The following is a 20,921-nucleotide window of genomic DNA, read 5'->3' on the forward strand; positions in this document are numbered from 1 at the left end:
AGAGAAAGGATTAGACGGGTTAATTGTACAAGTGATGTAAGAAGCCCACATAAAGTCCTGCAGTCTCGGTACGCAGGCGTTCTTTGCCCAGCATGACAGGGACGAAGCCCGATGCCTTTGCCGCTTCGACTTCTTTCGGCGAGAAGTCGCCCTCAGGCCCGATGAGAAAAACGGAGTCTTCGCCCCGGACAAAAGCCTCCCGGAGCTCTTGTCGCACACCACTCTCATCACAGTGAGCGATGTACCGGCGAGCGTTGTCGGGCAAGGTCGTCAAGAAGTCCTTGAGACTGTCGTGCCAAAGGATCTCGGTCGTGACGAGTTTGCGAGACTGCTTGATCGCCGAGATCATGATCTTTTGTAGCCGTTCGACATTGACATGACGACGAACGGTATGATCCGTACAGATGAGACTGATACGGTCGAGCCCTATCTCGATGAGTTTCTCCAACATCCATTCGATGCGGTCGATGCTCTTCGTAGGGGCGATGCCGAGGTGTACCGCAGGCCGTGTGCGCTCGAAGGTCTCCACCGTGCGCTCGATCGCGACGGCTGTCCCCTTGCTGTCTGCCGACAGGATGACGGCCTCATATAGGAAGCCCTTGCCATCGGTGACAAGGATACGATCCCCCTCCTTGAGTCTCAGCACCCGTATGGCATGAGCCGACTCTTCGGGGGGGAGAAATCCCGTGCTCACCACCTCGGGAGCGTAGAAGTAGGTCGTGTCTTCGGAGATCTTGTTGTTGTGCTTTTTACTCATTGCCTGAGGTTTTGATACGAGCCTCTTGTTCGGCCCAGATGATCTTTGCCCATTCGTATTGCTCTTTGTCGATGCTGAGCTTGTGGAGGATCTCCAGCTCCTCATAGGTGCTCTCGTGGAGACGCTCCTCAGCCGTCGGATCTGTCACCTCGAGAGGCATCACGCCCTGAGTGATACAACGCCCCAAAAGGCTGTTGGACACACGCTCCTTCTGCACATCCAGCCCAAGTTCGCTCACCTCGTCATAGCCCTTGTACTTCACTTGCTTCTCTGCAGTGTTGAGGACGTCCTCCTCGATGTATATGGGGAGGTTGCGCAGGTAGGCGTGGAGGACACCTTGGTGCATGGTGACCGTGAACGTGACCCGCTCACCCATCTCTCCGAGTGCCATCATCTGAGCCGTCAATGCCCCCGAACGCTCTGTGTGTATCGACACACTCCGTATGCGATAGCCCACCGCCATGGCGAAGTCATCCACGACATCGTGATCCACCGCCTCATTGCGAGCGTACCACTTGATCGCCGAGATGAATGTCGCCTCCCTGTGACGAGGGATGAACACGGGCATGTGGCGATGTGGCTCTGCGATCTCACGAAGGACCATCGCCATCGTTCTCTCCTTATTGTTGCTGTGTCCGACACCGATGACGGTCACCTGACACATCTTCACTTCTTTCATCTTTAGTCTCTTACGCTATTGGTCTTCAAAACGAAAAAGCCTTACAGGTCGAAGTCGGCCAGATCGAACTCCTCCTCTTCGACCAACGAGGGAAGATGGACGATGACCGAAAGTGCACCGAGACTGAGGACATCACCATCACGGAGATGTACCTGTTCGCCACGAGCGAGCAGACGACCATTGACGAAGGTCCCCGTATTGCTCTCATTGTCCATCACCGAGATCACCTCCTTGCGTCGCACGATCTTGATGTGGTTGCGACTCATACTCGGATCGGCGGTGAAGACCTGTATGTCAGCCGCAGAGTCCTTGTTCTGTCGCCCGAGGATGCTTGTCCCCATGGGGATCGAATAGTCCTGAGGGATCGTGAACTGGTTCTCGACGATCTCCAGCCAAGGGTCTGCTTCCTGATCTATCGAAGGCGTGACGACGACCGCCTTGACAGACCTGTCGGAGTGCTGCATCGATGTCGCACGGCACGAATACACTGCGATGGGTTTGTGACAGTTGGGGCACAAGTTCAGCTCCGCACCATGATCCTTGACGGATGGTGCGATGACTTCGATATTGGCTCTGCAATAAGGGCATTTGGTCTTTTCCATTCTTTTTCTCTTTAGTGACAAAATTACAAGAATTATCTCACCCAAGAAAATAAACCCCTTCCCCACAGCCAAGGTCGCGCACTCGCACCGACCGCCCCAAGGTCGGCCACCTCAAGGCCTTGTCCCACAAGACTCCGCATCACAAACTCCATAAGTCGTCGCACGGATGACCTGACACTCCTCCTCACGTCCCGAAAAAAAGTCGTTAAACTTGATGATGAAAGTCGTTAGACTTGATCTCGAAGGTCGTTAGACTTGATTTGTACCATCCTTTGACCTTCGTTACCCTCGGAAAGAAGAAGGGGGACGAGAGGGAGTCCGGACGATCAGAAGAGGTCATCCACCCATGCCTCAAACTCGTGCTCGTCCTCGGGGGCTTCGTCCACGAAGCATGGATCCATGTGGGTGAGGAAGTGCCAGTCCTCTTCGTCCGAGCGACGGTAGATGACGGCTTCGCCATCTTCCGAGCCTCGAAAACTCCGATCGACATCGCACCCTCTGCCCTTAAGGAGGGCCGAGACTCTGAGGAAGACCTCTTCTCTACGAGAGATGTACCGCTCGACCTCTTCGTTTGGGATGACATAAGCATCGACAAGGGTCTGACCATCGACGAGCCCTTGGTCGGGCTCGGACATATCAGGCAATTCTCGCCATAGGATCTCGACATCCTCTTTGTCACGAAACATAAATCGGCTCACCGGCACACGGTTGCCGTTTTGTTCGATCTCGATATGGTCGGGGAGAGCATCGGGACTGAATGTCTCATAGGTGAAGCTGTAGTCTTCGCCCTCCTCCTCGGTCATCCGGTAGCCGGGGATCTGTCGGACGAACGCCCGTGCGGCTTCCATGTTGTCGAAGAGCACGAGTGGTGTCTCTTGTCCGTTTTGGCTGAATATGAGCAGGTACTTCATGTTTGGTAGATTTTGTCTTTGTCCCGCAATATACGCCATTTTGTCCAATAGACTTCGCGACCCTGAAGAAACCCCGAAAGAGTCGCGACCGGGTGCGACAAATCGCATACCGGCCACGACACGTGGGAGGAGGGAGTAAAATAAATGAAGAAAAGAATCGAAATTCAAAGTAAAATTTTATCTTTGTGTCTGAGCACTTTGAACTTCCAAAGAGAAGAAGATCGTGCCATCGGGCTTATCCACAAACGAATATAGTGTTGCCATGGCTAAGAAGAACTACGTCCTTGACACAAATGTCATACTACACGAGTACAGATGTATCCAGAAATTTCAGGATAATGACCTCTTTGTGCCGATAACGGTATTGGAGGAGCTGGATAGGTTCAAAAAAGGGTCGGAAGAGATACACTTCAATGCCAGGGCTTTTGCACGACTATTGGACGAAAAGGCTTCGGGCAAACTCCTTACCGATGGAGTGGTGATCAATGAGGATGGTGGCCGTCTGTCGATCTTGACAAACGGACTGTTCGATAAGCGAGTGAAGGCGGCTTTTGCCGGCGACACCGCAGACCATCGCATCCTCTCTGCTGCTCTCACCCTTGCGGACAGAGATCATTCGATCCCCACAATCCTTGTCACCAAGGACGTCAACCTCCGTATCAAGGCACTCGCCTTGGGTCTCCGTGCCGAAGACTACACATCGGACAAGGTGGTCGACACGAGCATCATCACGGGCGAATTCAGAGAGGTCGAGGGGATCCCCACAGATATCATTGACGAGATATATAAGGCCAAAGGTGAGGGGATCGAGCTGTCTCGTATCTCTTTGCCATTCGACCCTATCCCCAACCAGACCTTCATCCTCGACAGCGGACAGAGCTCCGTACTTGCGCGCATAGATCCCCAAAAGGAAAGGGTGCGTGCCGTGGAGAAGAAGACCCTCTCGGGCATCACACCTCGTAATGCTGAGCAGGCTTTTGCGTTCGATGTACTCACCGATCCCGACATTTCGCTCATCGCACTCACAGGGACGGCAGGTACGGGCAAGACCCTCTTGGCTCTTGCTGCCGCACTCTCGATGGTGGATGACTATCAGCACATCTATCTGGCTCGTCCGATCGTGTCGTTGGCCAACAAAGATATAGGCTTCCTGCCCGGCGACTACAAGCAGAAGGTGCAGCCTTATATGCAACCCCTCTTCGACAATCTCAATGTCATCAAGGCCCAACTCGGCAACCCTATGCGTGTCCGTGAGATCGACGCTCTCCTGACGGACGAAAAGCTCGTCATCGAAGCCCTCGCTTACATCCGTGGTCGAAGCCTTGCGAACGTGGTCTGTATCGTCGATGAGTCGCAAAATCTCACGCCTCAGGAGATCAAGACGATCATCACACGTGCCGGCGAAAATGCCAAGATGATCTTCACGGGTGACGTCCATCAGATCGACTCACCCTACCTCGATGCACGGAGCAACGGCTTGGCATATATGATCGAACGCATGAGAGGAGAAGACTTCTTCGCTCATGTCAACCTTGTCCAGGGCGAGCGTTCGCGCCTTAGCGACATAGCGGCAAAAAAACTGTGACACCTCACTGCGTTCAGGGAAATACGTGGTAGTGTCTGATATATAATCTTTTTACACTTGATTTTTGGTATGAAAAAGTCTATCAAGTTCAGTCTCATCTATAGAGACATGTTCCAATCCTCAGGTAAGTACCAGCCTCGCGCTGATCAGCTCGCTCGTATCGCACCGCTCATCGTCGAGATGGGGTGCTTCTCCAGAGTGGAGACCAACGGTGGTGCATTCGAACAAGTCAACCTCCTCTACGGCGAAAATCCCAATAAGGCAGTACGCACCTTCACCAAACCTCTCAAGGATGCAGGTATACAGACGCACATGCTCGACCGTGGTCTCAATGGTCTGCGTATGTATCCCGTGCCTGCCGATGTCCGCCGTCTCATGTACAAGGTCAAGAAGGCTCAGGGTGTCGACATCACCCGTATCTTCTGCGGTCTCAACGACGTGCGCAACATCATCCCTTCGATCAAATATGCGAAGGAAGCGGGTATGATCCCTCAGGCCACGCTCTGTATCACCCACTCTCCGATCCATACGGTGGAGTACTACTTCAATATAGCGTCCCAACTCATCGAGGCGGGAGCACCCGAGATCTGTCTCAAGGATATGGCCGGCATCGGTCGTCCGGCCACATTGGGTAAGATCGTCAAGGCGATCAAGGACAAGTATCCCGATGTCATCATCGAGTACCACGGACACACAGGACCGGGATTCTCTGTGGCTTCGATGCTCGAAGTCTGTCGCAACGGTGCCGACATCGTCGACGTCGCTATCGAGCCCCTCGCTTGGGGGAAGATCCATCCGGATGTGATCACCATACAAGCGATGCTCAAGGATGCCGGCTTCGATGTCCCCGAGATCAACATGAACGCTTACATGAAGGCTCGTGCCCTCACGCAAGAGTTCATCGACGACTTCCTCGGTTACTTCATGGATGACAACAATCTCAAGATGTCTTCTCTACTCGTGGGTTGTGGTCTGCCGGGAGGTATGATGGGCTCCATGATGGCAGACCTCAAAGGGGTCCACGCAGGTATCAACATGCACCACCGCAACAACGGCACACCGGAGTTGTCCATCGACGACCTCTTGGTCAAACTCTTCCAAGAAGTCGAGTATGTATGGCCTAAGCTCGGCTATCCACCCCTCGTGACCCCATTCAGCCAATATGTCAAGAATGTTGCCCTCATGAATGTCTACAACATGGAGCGTGGTGAAGGTCGTTGGCAAGCGATCGACCCAAACACTTGGGACATGATCCTCGGCAAGGCCGGACGCTTGCCCGGTCCTCTTGCGCCTGAGATCATCGAGCTCGCAAAGGAGAAGGGTTACGAGTTCACCGATGTGGATCCACAAACCAACTTCCCGGACAAGCTCGACGAATACAGAGACGAGATGAAGAGAGAGGGATGGGACTTCGGGCAGGATGACGAAGAGCTCTTCGAACTCGCCATGCACGACCGTCAATACAGAGACTACAAGAGTGGAGTGGCGAAAGAACGCTTCTACAACGATCTCAACAAGCTCAAGGATGCCAAGATGGCAGAACAAGGACTCAGCCCCGAGGACATCAAAGCTGTCAAAAGAGCGAAGTATGTCGCTGTCACCGCTCCTGCATCGGGACAGGTCTTCTGGGATGTCGACATGGATGACCGATCGGCTATGCCTATGGAAGGCACATCATTCAGAGCCGGAAGTAAGATGTGCTTCGTGATGACTCCGATGTCTTATCCCGAAGATGTACACACATTTATCTCCGGTCGCATCCGTGAGGTGGTCGTGCCACAGGGCGGAACAGTTCGCAAGGGCGATGTCATCGCTTACCTTGATGAGGTCGAAGACTTCGTCCCCGAAGCCGAAGAAACAAAGACAAAGATCGTACGCGTGGAGGATGCCCCCTATGTATCCAAACCACGTGCACAGAAGAAGTAAACATCTGACGATATAAACCAACAAAGAGCGGTGCCATGGCCCATCATCAAGCTACGGCACCGCATCTTTTTGCTACACGATGAGGATTAGAACAGGGTAAATATTCCATTCAACCCCTGCATATCGGAAGCCTGATGTAATATGAGAAGAGTCCGTTCTCGTTTATACTTATAACTCTGTAGGCACTCCGAAAAATATTCTTCTAGTTTTAAATTGACTTCCATAGCAGGAGGAGTATGGAGAAAGGGCTGCGCCGAAGATAAGTCTCGACACAGCCCCTTTGCATGGTTGTCTTTACATCTTATTCGACAGTGATGTCGTCGATAAAGAGATTATAGGCTACTTTTTTACCTATCTTTACAGCAAAGAAGTTACCTGTCTGTGCAATCTCTCCAGCAAACTCAGCGATATTAAGTTCTATCTTTACCCAATTGCCCCCAGTGTCGATTGTGCCACCATATCTATGTTGCTTTGCTGGAGATATAGTTTTGTCGGCAGTTACATCCTCGAGATTAAATATCTTTGATTTCTCACCTCCCTTTTGATAAACCAACACAGAAAGAGACTCTCCTGCAGTTCCCTTGATGTAGAATGTTATCTTCTTCTTCCCTGCAAGATTTTTATTCTTTCCTTGGATATTGAAGATAAACGCTGGTTTGGTTACGGTTGAGGATTTAGTTTGGATGTGAAGAGCCTTGCCGGTTCGACCACCATCTGCAAAAGTAGCGTATGCAGGAAGTGGGAATTTTGGCAAGAGAAGAGCCTTGAACGCAGCTTCATCTTCAAAGTCCGCACCGGCAAATAAAAGTTCGGCTTGACCCGGTGTTGGGCTTGGGGTGCCAGGGTTATCAGAGCCACCATTACCAGATTGATCATTGCCATTGCCTTGATCACCTGAGCCACCACCATTGTCGGGTGCGCCGGGAGTAGAGCCGGAGTCATTATTGCCCGGATCTTTTGGAGTAAGCGTACCACCCTCGATATTTTCTACATTCCAGTCAGTGATGCTGGATCCGAAGATCGTCTTGATCTCTCCTTCGACACTACCGACCGAAGTGGTTACGACATACTTCTTACCTGCTTCGATGAGTTTTGTCTCAGGCTTCCAAGTGTATTCCTTGCCACCGAGAGTCACCTTCATGGTTGCCTCTTCAAGGCTTGTGCCGGGGATTAGTATCATAGAGATGACAGCCTTTGAGTCGGAAATCTTCTTTACCACCAAGTTCATTGGCGCAGACTCTGTTCCCGGAGTGAGTTCTCCTGTTGCGAGGTTGAATGTCGCAGTCGTCAAGATGGACTCAAATACCGCCTTGGCTTCATCCAATGAGATGTTAGCACCGGGGATGACCTGAAGCACCATTTCAAAAATGGCAAGTTTGTGGTCAAAGACAAGATTTACTCTTGGCGTTGTCTTGTTTTTGTTTGTTGCGTTGTTGCTATAAACAAAGTCCAACTTTGACAGATCAGATTGATCTACAACATTGATATTGTAGATGCCATTTTCGATATCGGTTTTATATGGAGCATAAGCGATAAAGTCGAGAGCCGAACCATCTTTTGGGAAGATGATTGAAGTCCCTGTTTCGGTAAATACGCCATTAGATTCTGCACTATACTTCACGTTTGCCTTCCCGTCATAAATCCCTGCAGGGATGTTTTTCTGACCGGCATTGAGCACAAACACTCCGACCTCATCACCGGTAGTCCAGCTGTCGTTCTCGACACGAAGGTTATTGACGATAGAGGTAAATTCGACTTTCGCTCGGGGTTCTGTGATGCTGTTATCAGCCTTGTCACAAGAGGCAAAAGCCATACTCCCGACAAGAAGCCAAGCAAGAGTTTTAAGTCTGTTCATAGTTCTTTGATTTTATTGATTAGTAATTAGTTTATTATCGTTCGTCTAAAGAGTTTTATTTCTTCCATTCTTGTATTGACTTGATCCTCTTGGCAGCAGGATCAGTGACAGAAGGGAAATACGTAAATCCGGTGATGCGCTCCAGCTCCTCCACAGAGATAACCGACTGCTCATACTTTTGGGTATTTGCAGGGCTGTTGGGCATCTTGAACGCAAGACACTTAGGAGCTTTACCTCGAGGCTTCTTCATGATGGCCTTGTAGTAATAGTCAGGGACAGGGAAGACATTACCATCCTTGTCTGTTGTTGTTTCCTTGATCGGTTGTTGGAGGATGACCCCTGTCACGATATATACGGTATCTCCATACTCTTGCGCCCACTTCCGCACAGCACCTTCAAGGCTATTCCATTGACCGGAGTTGAAGTTACTGTACTGAGCAGCCATATTGGTGTAGTAGAACGTCATCTCATTTGCCAGTCGGTCATGAGTCCTATCACCGCTGGGAAACAAGTGTCCTCTTGCGATGGTCCCACGAGGTGTATGATTAAACGCATTTTTGAGGTTCGGCTGAAGTTCTCTGGCTATCGCAGGATCATACTGCCACTTATCAGTGCGTTTAATGGTCTTATCCATATAACTTGGATGCAAGGGGTGAGCGATCCAGTATGGAAGTTTATTTTTCTTATCGTACAAGACCATGAAGTTGCGAGGCCCAAAGTTTGTGCTACGCAAAAGCCATTTGGCATTCATGAAGTGTAGTACCTTGATGCTGTTGGGTGCTGCGCCACCCTTGGTGTAGACGGGCACTTCTTCATACTCGCTACGCTGGGTGACTATGACATCGACACCATCGACCTTGATGTTAAATCGATAGTTAAATCCCGCCTTCAACTCCTTATCCAAGACCCAATCGTATGACTTGCCCCCGACACGGATCTCTACTTTTGTGCTCTTGGCCGGAGCCGGAAAGAGGATGACAGAAGCCTCGACACCACGCTCCACAGGCGAAGTGCGAGCTTCGATGTCTGCCGTTTCGGAACCGAGAGAGAGGGCACCGGTCTTGAGATCAAAGTTTGCACGGGAGACCACCTCCTTGAACACCACGGAAGCGGAGGAGATGCTCGTCCCCTCATTGACGGCCGAAAGATTGAGGATGACTTTTGCCATCCTGCGTTTGAAGACAAGCTCGTTCTCGCTATAAGTCCCCTTTGCGACATTTTTAAGGTTGTCGCTGTACATGAAGTCTTCTTGTTTGCTCAGATCGAGCGGAATAGAAGCACCTCCCGAAAACTCTCTATAAGGATAATAGGCCAAGAAGTCATACCTCTTATCTTGTTCGGGATAAAGGATGCGACGCCCCACAGGAGCAAAAAGTCCATTTCCACTTGTCACAAATTCTGTATTCACGAGAGGGTCAAATGCCGTCTCTGTCCCGGCCTCGTAGCCGAAGATCCCGATACGATCATCGATATCAAAAGCCGTGCCCGAAGCTCTCAAGAGCTCGTCACCTTCGACAGAAGAACCAAAAGAAATGTACGTGGGGAGGGGTGCAACCTCTTCGTGAGACCACTTCTGACAGCTCGACAAGAGCATCGTCAGGAAAAGGAGTGCGAGCGTTGGTTGCTTACACATGAAGAAAGAGTTTCTCATCTTGTATCTATTTGCCCATCAGAGGGATATTGTCAAATAATGATTGAAGATATGCGTTAGATTGATCTTGTATTCTGCTCGCAAACTTAAATAAAACTTTTCAATTATTCAACACAAAATTAGGATCTTAACACAGTTGTGTCAAAAAAAAAGAAAAATGTGAACCCCAAAAAACTTGGGATTCACATTTCGATAAGGAGTGACCACGACAGGATTCAAACCTGTAACCTTCTGATCCGTAGTCAGATGCTCTATTCAGTTGAGCTACGTAGCCATCACATTTCGCACTTCACTATACAGATAAGCGATAATGCCACATGAAAGTGCATATAAAATAAATACTAAAGTGACCGCGACAGGATTCAAACCTGTAACCTTTTGATCCGTAGTCAAATGCTCTATTCAGTTGAGCTACGCGGCCGACACCCAAGCAGATGATACTGCTTATTCTGTCTGCAAAGATACAACTTTTTTACCAATTCACAATAGAGACAAACTTTTCAACCTCTACGCACAGAGGCTGAAATACACATACAACTATAAACCAACACAATACGCAGAAGAAAAGTGTTGTTTATTTATTATTTCTACTGTTTGAGGAAAGTCAAATAGCGATTGCAGAGGCGACTATTGACACAATTGAAGATATTATTGGCAAAGAGGATGTCCGTGATGGCATTCTCCTCGACATACTTGATCATGTTACGGGTAAAATAACGGACATCTATGACATGCACTTCCTCAAACGAGCCGAAGAGGTATCCCGGCAGGGCATTGCCGAAACTATCCTTGAGGATCATAAGGCGACGTGCATTGTCGGTGGAGGTCTTGACTTTGGTGATCTTGCTGTCGCCCCCCATGAAGGTGGAGTACGCTCCGCTGCTGCCGTCCTTATAGTGGTGGAAGAACTTTCCCTTACGTGGTGCTTCTTCCCCGATGACTTTGAAATTCTCATCCAACAGGTATTGGACATAAGTCGTCTCATAAGTGATCCCGAGAGGGACATGATAGACAAAGTCCTCAGAAGCCTTCTTGACAGAAATATCCTGCGAGAAGGCATACATCGTACCCACAAAGCCTTTGACCACCTTACGTTCGAAAGTCTCCAGCACAGGCAGAGGCACACCCGCCACTTCGGCCAACTGTCGCGCAGCATAGTACGCTCCGAGCGGAGCCCAGTGATGATCGGTGCGGAGATAGATATCCTCTTCGGTATGAGCCAAAAGCGAAGCGTGGACATCCACGACCGTCACCTCAGGTGAGAGTTTCGAGTGGATATAGTCGATGACGGGGCGTTGAAGTGCGGTATATTTCTTTGCCCGATCGGGGCAATAGAACGCAGCAGCAGTAGGGATGACCATGCAGTAGACCCGGACACCATCTCCAAAAGTACTCTGATAAGTGTTCGCCACCTTAGCATAGACCGATCCCACATTTCGCCCTCCGCCAAAAGCCATGATTGCACGTACATTCTCCCCCTTGCCAAAGACTATGATCCCATTGTTCGAGAGCTTGGCGATGTCTTCCACATTCGTATCTTCGGAGGTCTCTTGAGGGACGTCTTTCGGAGGTTCGGGGAGAGAGGGGTCAGTCTTTGGAGCGACTTCTTCGACGTCTGTCTCCTGTTCGGGATGCACCTCGGCGAGATCTTCTATCGGTCGGGCAGTCACACCATGGAGCTTGACCCCGGTCTCACTCTTGGGCAACCCGAGTTTGTCTTTGAAGAGCAAACTAAGGGTCATAAATCGATCTCTGTACGGCTCACTATCGCTGAACCATGTAGACACCTCCTTGGTATACTGTCCCGTGCGGAGCTTGTCAAAGTCAAATATCGGGAAAGTAGCGAGCTCCCTCTTCTCCAGCTCCGAGAAACGACTTCGGGGAAAGAAGTTGAAGAGGATCGTCAAGGCCAAAAACACAGACAGGACAACAAAAAGAAAAGGTTTGGCGTATTTCATCGGAGATGGGAGATATTTATTATCAACGTATGTATGCCTTTTAGAGCCGAGCCAAGCGTACACATTGACAAGGCAACCATGCTCGGGACATACAGATGTGGATCTCTTGGGACATTCATCAGAATCGGGTGTATAAGAACGGATTATTTGTAGCACCGACAAGGAGTGCCACCGACAGAGTCAATACCCCAAGGACAAGGAGCGTACGCAGGGCAAGCTGCCCTACTGCAAGGACTTCCGACTGCTCTCCAAGGATCTTGACGGCACCCACCTCGATCCAACGCCGCATGGGGAGACAGAGTAGGATGGCTACGACCCAAAGCCAGAAGTTATCCACCAAGGCATTGGTGGCATTGAGGTCACCGGAGATCGTCGACTTTCCAAAGAGGATAGAGATAAAGGTCTGCAGCTGCGCCGGATCGACATAGTAAAACAGCCCCCAACCCAGCACGATGACAATGAGGCTGTACACGTGCATAAAAGGACGGAGTGCTCTGTGCTCGATGCGAAGGAGAGTAAACTTCTCGACGGTGACAAAGAAGCCGAAGTAAAGCCCCCAAAGGATGAAATTCCAGCTCGCACCGTGCCACATCCCTGTGAGGAACCACACCACGAAGAGGTTGAAGATCTGATGCTTCCGTCCTCCGCCCATGGGGATATACAGATAGTCTCGGAAGAATGTCCCGAGCGATATGTGCCAACGCCTCCAAAAGTCCGTGATCGAGCGACAACAGTAGGGATGATCGAAGTTTTCAAGGAAGTGAAAGCCCAGACATCGCCCTATACCGATAGCCATGTCGGAATAGCCGGAGAAGTCGAAGTAGATCTGTAACGAGAACGCCAACAGCCCTACCCATGCTCCGGCCGTGGACAGCCCCTCCATATCTCCGGCGAGGAAGCGATCACTGATGAGAGCCAACTGATTGGCGATGATGACCTTTTTACCCAAGCCGATGAAGAAGCGATACACTCCCTCGGCAAAGTCTTTCGACGACACCTTCCGCTCGGTGATCTCCTCCGCCACGGTACCATACCTGACGATAGGCCCGGCGACGAGTTGAGGGAACATGGATATATATAAGAGAAGATCCCTATACTTACGCTGCGCAGGAGACACTTTACGGTACACATCGACGAGATAAGAGATCGACTGAAACGTGTAGAAGCTGATCCCTATCGGCAGGGTAAATGGTGGAGGCGAGACATCGAGACCAAAATCTCTCAGGATATCGGCGAAGAAGCCGGCGTACTTGAAGAGGCCCAGTGCTCCCAGGTTGTAGATAAGCCCGAGGATGAGGGCTGTCTTCTGTCCTTTCTCATAACGCTCGATCGCAAGTCCGCAGAGGAAGTTGACGAAGACGCTGAGGAGCATCACAAAGACATATACAGGTTCGCCCCAAGCATAGAAGAAGAGTGAAAAGAGGACGATGACGGCATTTTTGAAGCCGTTGATACGTGCAGTAGCTCCTTCCCTGACCCTCAATCTGTCGACACGACCTGCAAGGAGATAAAGCAATCCGAAGAGAGGGATGAAGACAAAGAGGAAGAAAAGATCCGAGAATACCATAGCAATACTTTTATAGTGTGGATCAACGCCCCAAGTGCTTGTCTATCATCGGGCGGATGAGATCAGCCAAGATCTCGCCGTTTTTACGAGCACCGAGGGGACTCGTATGTGTGCCATCGTAAGTATAGAGACGCTTCTTTGCCTCTGCCTTGCTCGACACGACACAGACCTTATCTTGTCGGACGACCGGCATCCCCATACGGAGGGCAACCCCTTCGATGAGATCTCCTGCACGCTCGATACCATCCCCCTCTACGGCCGTCGTCTGGAGAGGTGTCAGCACGATGAGCAGAGCCTTGGGGAAATGCTTCCGAAGCAGAAGACAACCATACCGTACCGACTCCGTCAGCGACACGACCTCCGATGCTCGACGCTCCGTCATGGCTCCATCATCGGGCACGAATGCCTCCTCGACACTCCGTCCGAAAGCATCGGGACGATACTTCCCGAACCAAACATCGTTCGTCCCCGCGGCGACGATCACCACATCGGGATAGGGCTGAAGTTGGCCTTCGTATGCTTTGATCAGGCGGTGGATCTGGTTGAAGATGACATTGTCATCCCCTATCCGTCCTATGTTTTCGGTCGTATTGACCTTGGTCTTCGGAGTGTTCGTCCAAGTCGCTCCACTACGGGCATAACTTCGGCAAGAGGTCGGTCTCACGCGTTCGACAAACCACCTGCTCCACCCCTTCGGCAGGTCACAATGATCGCCCCCGAGAGCTGTGTTGGAGTCCCCCAGGAGGACGATATGCAAGGGCTCGACATGAGGCGAACAGACCGCCACCTGTGCCATCGAGGCAAAGGGTCGGAAGGTCATCAGGAGAGCGATGAAAACACAAAAGGAGTAGAGACACTTGAGTCGGCACTCGCTCCCCCCGGAGGCACGACAAGTGAGAAGACTGTATGTATCCATACGCGTACAGACTAATGTAATAAATCTCCGCCTCTCTCATCGAGAGACCACTCTCTGCCCATAAGGGGCGTACACCCACAAAAATAATGTTTTTTCACATTCCGTCAAACGCTCTACCTCAGCGCAGCCACTTCTTTGGGTAAAAAAGCCCCAAGAACCGTCACAAATGAATTCTGCCACACCATCTTTTTGCACAAATGTCGATACCAAAAGGTGTGCAACCGCTCAAAAAAAGGATGAGGGTGTGTCAAAACTTAGATTTTGACACACCCTCATCTTGTATTGACTCTTGTCTGTGGGCGGATTACTTCTTTTTGCCTTGGTTGGCCACCGCATCCATGAGCTTCTTGATCTCTTCGGGATCGCCGATGAAGTAGTCCTTGACAAGGTTCATGTTGTCGTCAAACTCGAAGACATAAGGTATCGCAGTAGGGAGATTGAGACTGATGATACCTTCGTCCGAGATACCTTTGAGGACCTTGATGATACCACGCAAACTGTTACCGTGAGCTGCGACGATGACATCATCATGCTCCTTGAGCGAAGCCTTGATGTCACTCTCCCAGTAAGGGAGGATGCGATCCACTGTATCCTTGAGACTCTCTGTGAGAGGGAGATCCTTGGGATCTACACCGGCATAACGGCTCTCTTGGAATGGCGAACGCTCATCTGCCTTGTCGAGTGGAGCAGGAGCGACATCGTAGCTACGTCTCCAAATGAGCACCTGATCTTCGCCGTACTTTTCGGTGGTCTCAGCCTTATTGAGGCCTTGGAGCATACCGTAGTGCTTCTCGTTGAGACGCCAAGACTTCTGCACGGGGATCCAGTCGAGATCCATCTGATCGAGTACATTATTGAGGGTCTTGACAGCCCTCTTGAGATATGACGTGAAGGCGAGTGTGAAGTGGAAGCCTTCAGCCTTGAGCTGACGACCTGCCTTGATCGCCTCTTCGACACCCTTCTCGGTAAGATCCACATCTGTCCAACCGGTAAATCTGTTCTCTTTGTTCCACTGGCTCTCGCCGTGACGGATAAGTACTAATCTTTTCATCCTTATTCTACTGTATTTATGTTGTTCTTGATTGTTGTCTTAGGTGATTATTTCTCCCTACTGCCGACATAGTCGCAGAGAGACATGAGTGCAGACTTGTACTCACAGTCGGGTAAATGCGTGTCGAAGAGAGCCTTGCTCTCATCGATGAGCGACTGTATCTTGGTCTCGGCATAAGCAACACCACCCTCACGTATCACGTAGTCGATGAGGGTACGGATCTGAGAGGACGAGAGCTCTTCGTGATCGAGGATGTCGATCATCTCCTGACGGTCGGCGATGTCTCCGTCCTTAGTAAGAGCATGGATGAGCGGAAGGGTGACCTTGTGCTCACGGAGGTCATTACCGATCGGCTTGCCGATGGTCTCATCCGATATGTAGTCGAAGATGTCGTCCTTGATCTGAAAGGCGATACCGAGCTTCGTGGTCGCTTCGGAAAGCGCATGGAGCTTGATCGGATCTTTGAGTCCGACAAGCGAAGCTCCTATATAGACACTCATTGCCATGAGTGAAGCGGTCTTCTTATTGATGATATCGTAGTAAGCCTCTTCGGTAGGGAAGCCCTTGCGTGCGGCATTCATCTGAAGGAACTCTCCCTCGATGAGCATACGACCGAGCAAGGCGAGGGCGTTGATGACATCGTGATTTTTTGTCTCTGCCGCCTTCATCATTGCAGTGGCGAGGACATAGTCGCCCATGAGTACAGCCTTGTGACTACCTATGAGCGTATGTAGCGCAGGATGTCCACGGCGTAGTCCGCTCTCGTCGATGACATCGTCGTGGATGAGGGTGGCGACATGTAGGAGCTCCACAAAGACGGCACCGTTGATGACCCGGGCATCGACTTCTCCAAGACATCCGGCGGTCAGGATGAGCATCATCGGACGCATCCTCTTGCCTGCGGACTTGGACAGTATCTCTACGGCATTACGGATCTCTGCACTCGCACTGGTGAGAGAAGCATAGTATTCTTTCTCAAACAATTCTAATGAGCGATGAACACTGTCAGGTAGAGAGGAATAAAAACTCATTGTTTGGTCTAATTTTCTGTGGACACTTATGTGTATCTCTACAAATTTACAGAAAAGCCCCCTATTTAGCACCACTTCTTCGAGAATAATTGGCGAACCGACTTCGGCAGTCCGTCAAGGCAACCTATTCTGCTCGGAGACAGAATGTATTCCGGCACGGGACAGAAAACATTCTGTTGCTTGTCGGAAAAAAGATATTGATCTATTGTTTTGATGAACATTGAGTAGTAACTCAAGGGGCTTATGACTCCTGTGGACTCAGCAACATTGGTGCGTATGTTGTAAGGTTGGAGACCATGTTTGGGTAAAAAGCGGCTCTCTATGAACAAAACTGCATCCCCAAAGCCGTATATACGGTTTTGGGGATGCTGTTCAATACCCTGATTGACAAAGGCGTGTCAGTCTCTGAGACTCTCCATGCCGACAAGCAGGCCATTGGCGATGAAATGATATCCGGCACTCATTCGGGAGATGGTGTAGGTCTCTTGAGGCTCTTTGATCTGATCTATTCCGATGAGTCTGTCTGTACCACCCACGAGCAGGAAGAGGTCTCCCGGTCTTATCTTACCGATGTGCTCGAAGCCCTTGTATTGAGCCGATTTTTTCGGATAAAGCGAAACGGATTGTCTTTTGTCGAAGCATCGGTGCCTCTACACCCCGACAAAGTCACGGTAGAAGTCGAGAGCTCCCTCCATCTCTTGGCGAGAGATGTCTCTCGTGATGAGTGGTTCACCGGGCTTGGTAAGTAGGATGGTGGTGATGAGATCGCCGGAGTTTTTCTTGTCGTGGCGCATGATGTCGATGAGATCATCGTAGTCATGGCAGGTGAAGCGCACGTGGGGAAACTCCTCCCGAACGTAGTTGCTGAAGGAGTAGAGGGTGTTGCGGTCGAGGTTGTGACGACGCACGGAAAGGTAGAGATCGGTGATGAGTCCTACAGTGACAGCGATACCGTGAGGAACTTGTGGCCGAGATCGGCGTACCATAAGGGCTTCGAGAGCGTGGGCGACGGTATGACCGAGGTTGAGGGTCATACGGATGCCTGTGTCAAGGGGATCTTCGGCAACGATCTTTTGTTTGTGCTCGATGCAGGCAAGGAGCATCTCGTGAGAAATTTGCCCTGCATTCCGGCTCAAGCTTTGTCCGTAAAGTGGAGCACCGCAGAGAAGACCGTACTTTAAGACTTCTCCATAACCGGAGAGGAGTTCGGCTGTCGGAAGGGTGTCAAAGAACGCAGGACAGATCAGGGTCAACGATGCGGGATAAAACGCACCAACGATGTTTTTTACCCCCTCAAGGTCTATCCCTGTCTTACCACCGATCGAGGCATCTATGGCTCCGAGGAGGGTCGTCGGGAGGTTGATGAGTCCGATACCTCTCTTATAGGTCGCAGCGACAAAGCCTACAACGTCCGTGAGTGCACCTCCACCGAGGGCGACAAGTGCTGTACGACGAGTGACACCGAGTGCGGTGAGCTTGGTCCAAAGCATCGTGACCGTACCGATGTCCTTACCTGACTCTCCTGAGGGGATGACGACAACGGGAGCGGTATGCCACAGTGTCGGCATACCGCTCCCGTCGGAGAGTAAGGGGAGACAGTGTCTCTCCGTATTTTCGTCCACCACGATGATCAGTCTCTCGTACCCCTGGCCGTCGATATGAGTCGACAGTGCGCTTGCCACTCCGGGCAGGTCTGCCACTTGTACTTGTTGGTGCATCATCGCTGTGGTGGGATCGTCTGAAGATTATTGAAGTCCGAGTTCGGCAAGGATGAAGTTGTTCGCTTCGCTGAGCCCTTCGGGACGCTTCCCTCCTGCTGTAGCGAAGGCCGGCTGACCGCCCCCTCCACCTTGGATGAACTTACCTGCAGCTCTCACGAGGTTCGAAGCATTGTGTCCCTGAGCGACAAGCCCTTCGCTGAGCATGAGGGTCAGTGTGCACTTGTCGCTATCGATGCTATTGGCGATGTAGACAAACTCCTTTGTCTCTGCCGCTTTGACCGCAAATGCTATGTCCTTGGCGATATCTGCCTTGAGTGTGAACGGTACTACATACACGTGAACATCGCCGACCACCTTTGGCGCAGCGAGAAGTTCTTTTTTGAGACGCTCCTTACGCTCATCCATGGCTTCACGCAGTTCCTTGCGGATCTGCTCATCTTCGGAGATGAGCTTCTGTACGGCTTGTTTGAGGTTGGGCGAGTTTTGGAAGAGCCCTTGGAGGTCGTAGATCAGATCTTGTAATTTGTCGTTGTAAGCGTCCGCAGCTTCGCCCGTGACAGCTTCGATACGACGGATACCTGCGGCGATGGATGACTCGCTGACGATACGGAAACTACCGATGACTCCTGTCGCAGGGACGTGTGTCCCCCCACAAAGTTCGATGGAGTCACCGAAGCGGATGACACGTACCTCCTCACCATACTTCTCACCGAAGAGCGCCATCGCCCCCATCTCTTTCGCTTCACTCATCGGTACACAGCGGCGTTCGTCGATGGGGAAGTTGGCACGGATCATATCAGAGACAAGGTTTTCGACCTTGCGGATCTCTTCTCTCGTCATCTTGGAGAAGTGTGAGAAGTCGAAGCGGAGGACATCGTCGGACACGAACGACCCCTTCTGCTCTACGTGAGTGCCAAGGACTTGGCGCAACGCAAGGTGCATGAGGTGTGTCGCAGAGTGGTTGCTCTCGATGCGACGGCGACGACGGCTGTCGATGCTCGCGTGAAACTCCTGAGTGAGATCCGCAGGGAGCTTCGTCATGATATGGATGGGGAGGTTGTTCTCACGGACGGTATCCTCGACATAGACGACCTCTTGGTTCGCCATACCACGGAGCTCGCCACGGTCACCGATCTGTCCACCCATCTCAGCATAGAAAGGCGAATGCGTCAAGATGACCTGATAGAGGTCTTTACCCTTCTTCTTGATCTTGCGGTAACGCACGATGTGGGTCTTGCTCTCATTGTGATCGTAGCCCACGAAGTCCACATCGCCCTCGCCTACCATGACCCAGTCGTCCGCCTCGATGGCAGCGGCGTTGCGTGCACGCTCTTTCTGCTTCTGCATCTCCGTCTCGAAGCCTGCCACATCGGCAGTCAACCCCTTCTCTCTAAGGATGAGTTCGGTGAGGTCCACGGGGAAGCCGTAAGTGTCATACAGTTCGAAAAGGACTGACCCGGGGAGGACAGAAGACTTCTTGCCCCCATCCATCTCCTTTTCGACATAAGAGTCGAGGATGTGTATACCGGTCTCCAGTGTGCGCAAGAAGGACTCTTCCTCCTCCTTGATGACCTTTGTGATGATTTGTTCTTGCTGAACGAGCTCGGGATAAGCCTCACCCATCGAAGACAAGAGGACGGGTACGAGCTTGTAGACAAACGCCTGCTTCTGACCGAGGAAGGTATATCCATACCTCACGGCACGACGAAGGATACGGCGGATGACATAGCCCGCCTTGGCATTCGACGGAAGTTGACCATCCGTGATCGAAAACGCTATCGTGCGTATGTGGTCTGCGATGACACGCATGGCGATGTCCTGCGCTTCGGTATGGCCATAAGGGACATGTACGAGCGAAGAGATCGCAGAAATCATGGGTGTGAAGACATCGGTGTCATAGTTCGAGGTCTTGCCTTGGAGAGCCATACAGAGACGCTCGAAGCCCATACCTGTGTCGATGACCTTGTTGGGGAGTGCTTCCAGACGACCATCCGCCATGCGATTGTATTGCATGAAGACGAGGTTCCATATCTCGATCACCTGAGGGTGGTCGTGGTTGACGAGGGAGACACCGGGTACTGCCGCACGTTCGGCATCACTGCGGAGGTCTATGTGTATCTCCGAGCAAGGACCGCAAGGCCCTGTGTCGCCCATCTCCCAGAAGTTGTCCTTCTTGTTGCCATTGATGATACGATCAGCAGGAAGGACACGACGCCAAAATGCCTCTGCCTCATTGTCTCGCTCCAATCCTTCTTCGGGCGCACCCTCAAAGACGGTGACATAGAGACGATCGGGATCGAGCTTGTACACATCGACAAGGAGCTCCCACGCATACTCGATGGCCTCCTTCTTGAAGTAGTCTCCGAACGACCAGTTGCCCAACATCTCGAACATCGTGTGGTGGTACGTGTCACGTCCCACCTCTTCGAGGTCGTTGTGCTTACCGCTGACACGGAGGCACTTCTGAGAGTCTGCCACACGAGGATATTTGATAGGAGTATTGCCCAAGATGACATCCTTGAACTGATTCATCCCGGCGTTGGTAAACATGAGTGTAGGGTCGTCCTTGATGACCATCGGTGCCGATGGTACGATATGATGTCCTTTGGACTTGAAGAAGTCCAAGAACAGCTGTCTGATCTGCTTCGAAGTGTACATATATGTTGTATTCTGTTTTTGTTGCGCAAAATGAGTCAAATAAGAGCCTACCA

Annotated in this window: 16 protein-coding genes and 2 tRNA genes; 3 read left to right on the forward strand and 15 right to left on the reverse strand. The window is 51.2% G+C overall.

The window, feature by feature from the left end:
• Window positions 1-19: 19 nt before the first annotated feature.
• From EL262_RS06570 to EL262_RS06585, 4 genes are all read right to left on the reverse strand, one after another.
• Window positions 20-757 carry an RsmE family RNA methyltransferase gene (locus EL262_RS06570; protein ID WP_025837335.1) on the reverse strand — a complete coding sequence of 246 codons (738 nt, stop codon included), beginning with the start codon at window positions 755-757 and terminating at the stop codon, window positions 20-22.
• A complete protein-coding gene (locus EL262_RS06575) occupies window positions 750-1,436 on the reverse strand; it encodes a bifunctional nuclease domain-containing protein (RefSeq protein WP_025837334.1) in 687 nt (228 codons plus the stop codon). Before EL262_RS06575 ends, EL262_RS06570 begins: the two co-directional genes overlap by 8 nt.
• Window positions 1,437-1,477: 41 nt before the next feature.
• Entirely contained in the window at window positions 1,478-2,038 is a 561-nt protein-coding gene (locus EL262_RS06580; RefSeq protein ID WP_025837331.1) for an FHA domain-containing protein, read from the reverse strand.
• Window positions 2,039-2,364: 326 nt separating this feature from the next.
• Window positions 2,365-2,949: a hypothetical protein gene (locus EL262_RS06585; protein ID WP_025837329.1), complete on the reverse strand. Its 585-nt coding sequence runs from the start codon at window positions 2,947-2,949 to the stop codon at window positions 2,365-2,367.
• Between the two features lie 262 nt (window positions 2,950-3,211).
• Here EL262_RS06585 and EL262_RS06590 point away from each other — a divergent pair, with 262 nt between their 5' ends.
• Both EL262_RS06590 and EL262_RS06595 read left to right on the forward strand, forming a co-directional pair.
• The gene (locus EL262_RS06590; RefSeq protein WP_025837326.1) at window positions 3,212-4,534 is read left to right on the forward strand and encodes a PhoH family protein; all 1,323 of its coding nucleotides are present in this window, start codon (window positions 3,212-3,214) and stop codon (window positions 4,532-4,534) included.
• A gap of 69 nt (window positions 4,535-4,603) precedes the next feature.
• The gene (locus tag EL262_RS06595; protein WP_025837324.1) at window positions 4,604-6,460 is read left to right on the forward strand and encodes a biotin/lipoyl-binding protein; all 1,857 of its coding nucleotides are present in this window, start codon (window positions 4,604-4,606) and stop codon (window positions 6,458-6,460) included.
• A gap of 301 nt (window positions 6,461-6,761) precedes the next feature.
• Here EL262_RS06595 and EL262_RS06600 read toward each other — a convergent pair whose 3' ends face one another.
• The 9 genes from EL262_RS06600 to EL262_RS06640 all read right to left on the reverse strand — a co-directional run bounded on the left by EL262_RS06600 (window position 6,762) and on the right by EL262_RS06640 (window position 16,489).
• Complete coding sequence (locus EL262_RS06600) at window positions 6,762-8,315, reverse strand: fimbrillin family protein (protein WP_025837323.1); 1,554 nt, start codon at window positions 8,313-8,315, stop codon at window positions 6,762-6,764.
• 55 nt (window positions 8,316-8,370) lie between these two features.
• Window positions 8,371-9,948 carry a DNA/RNA non-specific endonuclease gene (locus EL262_RS06605; RefSeq protein ID WP_025837321.1) on the reverse strand — a complete coding sequence of 526 codons (1,578 nt, stop codon included), beginning with the start codon at window positions 9,946-9,948 and terminating at the stop codon, window positions 8,371-8,373.
• A gap of 218 nt (window positions 9,949-10,166) precedes the next feature.
• A tRNA-Arg gene (locus tag EL262_RS06610) sits at window positions 10,167-10,240 on the reverse strand.
• A 73-nt stretch (window positions 10,241-10,313) separates the two neighbouring features.
• A tRNA-Arg gene (locus EL262_RS06615) sits at window positions 10,314-10,387 on the reverse strand.
• Window positions 10,388-10,553: 166 nt separating this feature from the next.
• On the reverse strand, window positions 10,554-11,924 hold the full coding sequence (locus tag EL262_RS06620; RefSeq protein ID WP_078735683.1) for a DHHW family protein: 1,371 nt from the start codon (window positions 11,922-11,924) through the stop codon (window positions 10,554-10,556).
• Window positions 11,925-12,042: 118 nt separating this feature from the next.
• A complete protein-coding gene (locus EL262_RS06625) occupies window positions 12,043-13,491 on the reverse strand; it encodes an MBOAT family O-acyltransferase (RefSeq protein WP_078735682.1) in 1,449 nt (482 codons plus the stop codon).
• 22 nt (window positions 13,492-13,513) lie between these two features.
• Window positions 13,514-14,407: an SGNH/GDSL hydrolase family protein gene (locus EL262_RS06630; RefSeq protein ID WP_025837318.1), complete on the reverse strand. Its 894-nt coding sequence runs from the start codon at window positions 14,405-14,407 to the stop codon at window positions 13,514-13,516.
• A 304-nt stretch (window positions 14,408-14,711) separates the two neighbouring features.
• Window positions 14,712-15,458 (reverse strand): 2,3-diphosphoglycerate-dependent phosphoglycerate mutase, encoded by a 747-nt coding sequence (gene gpmA, locus EL262_RS06635; protein ID WP_025837316.1) that lies wholly within the window; start codon window positions 15,456-15,458, stop codon window positions 14,712-14,714.
• A gap of 47 nt (window positions 15,459-15,505) precedes the next feature.
• Window positions 15,506-16,489, reverse strand: coding sequence for a polyprenyl synthetase family protein (locus tag EL262_RS06640; protein ID WP_025837314.1), 984 nt, complete (start codon window positions 16,487-16,489; stop codon window positions 15,506-15,508).
• A gap of 365 nt (window positions 16,490-16,854) precedes the next feature.
• On the opposite strand from EL262_RS06640, the gene EL262_RS06645 reads away from it, so the two are divergent.
• Window positions 16,855-17,238, forward strand: coding sequence for a hypothetical protein (locus tag EL262_RS06645; protein ID WP_126464387.1), 384 nt, complete (start codon window positions 16,855-16,857; stop codon window positions 17,236-17,238).
• Here EL262_RS06645 and EL262_RS06650 read toward each other — a convergent pair.
• Both EL262_RS06650 and alaS read right to left on the reverse strand, forming a co-directional pair.
• Window positions 17,140-18,210 carry a 3-dehydroquinate synthase gene (locus EL262_RS06650; RefSeq protein WP_036853411.1) on the reverse strand — a complete coding sequence of 357 codons (1,071 nt, stop codon included), beginning with the start codon at window positions 18,208-18,210 and terminating at the stop codon, window positions 17,140-17,142. The genes EL262_RS06645 and EL262_RS06650 overlap by 99 nt on opposite strands.
• Window positions 18,211-18,234: 24 nt before the next feature.
• Window positions 18,235-20,868 (reverse strand): alanine--tRNA ligase, encoded by a 2,634-nt coding sequence (gene alaS, locus EL262_RS06655; RefSeq protein ID WP_078735681.1) that lies wholly within the window; start codon window positions 20,866-20,868, stop codon window positions 18,235-18,237.
• Window positions 20,869-20,921 lie beyond the last annotated feature (53 nt).

It is taken from the genome of Porphyromonas cangingivalis (assembly GCF_900638305.1).
Classification (GTDB): Bacteria; Bacteroidota; Bacteroidia; order Bacteroidales; family Porphyromonadaceae; genus Porphyromonas_A; species Porphyromonas_A cangingivalis.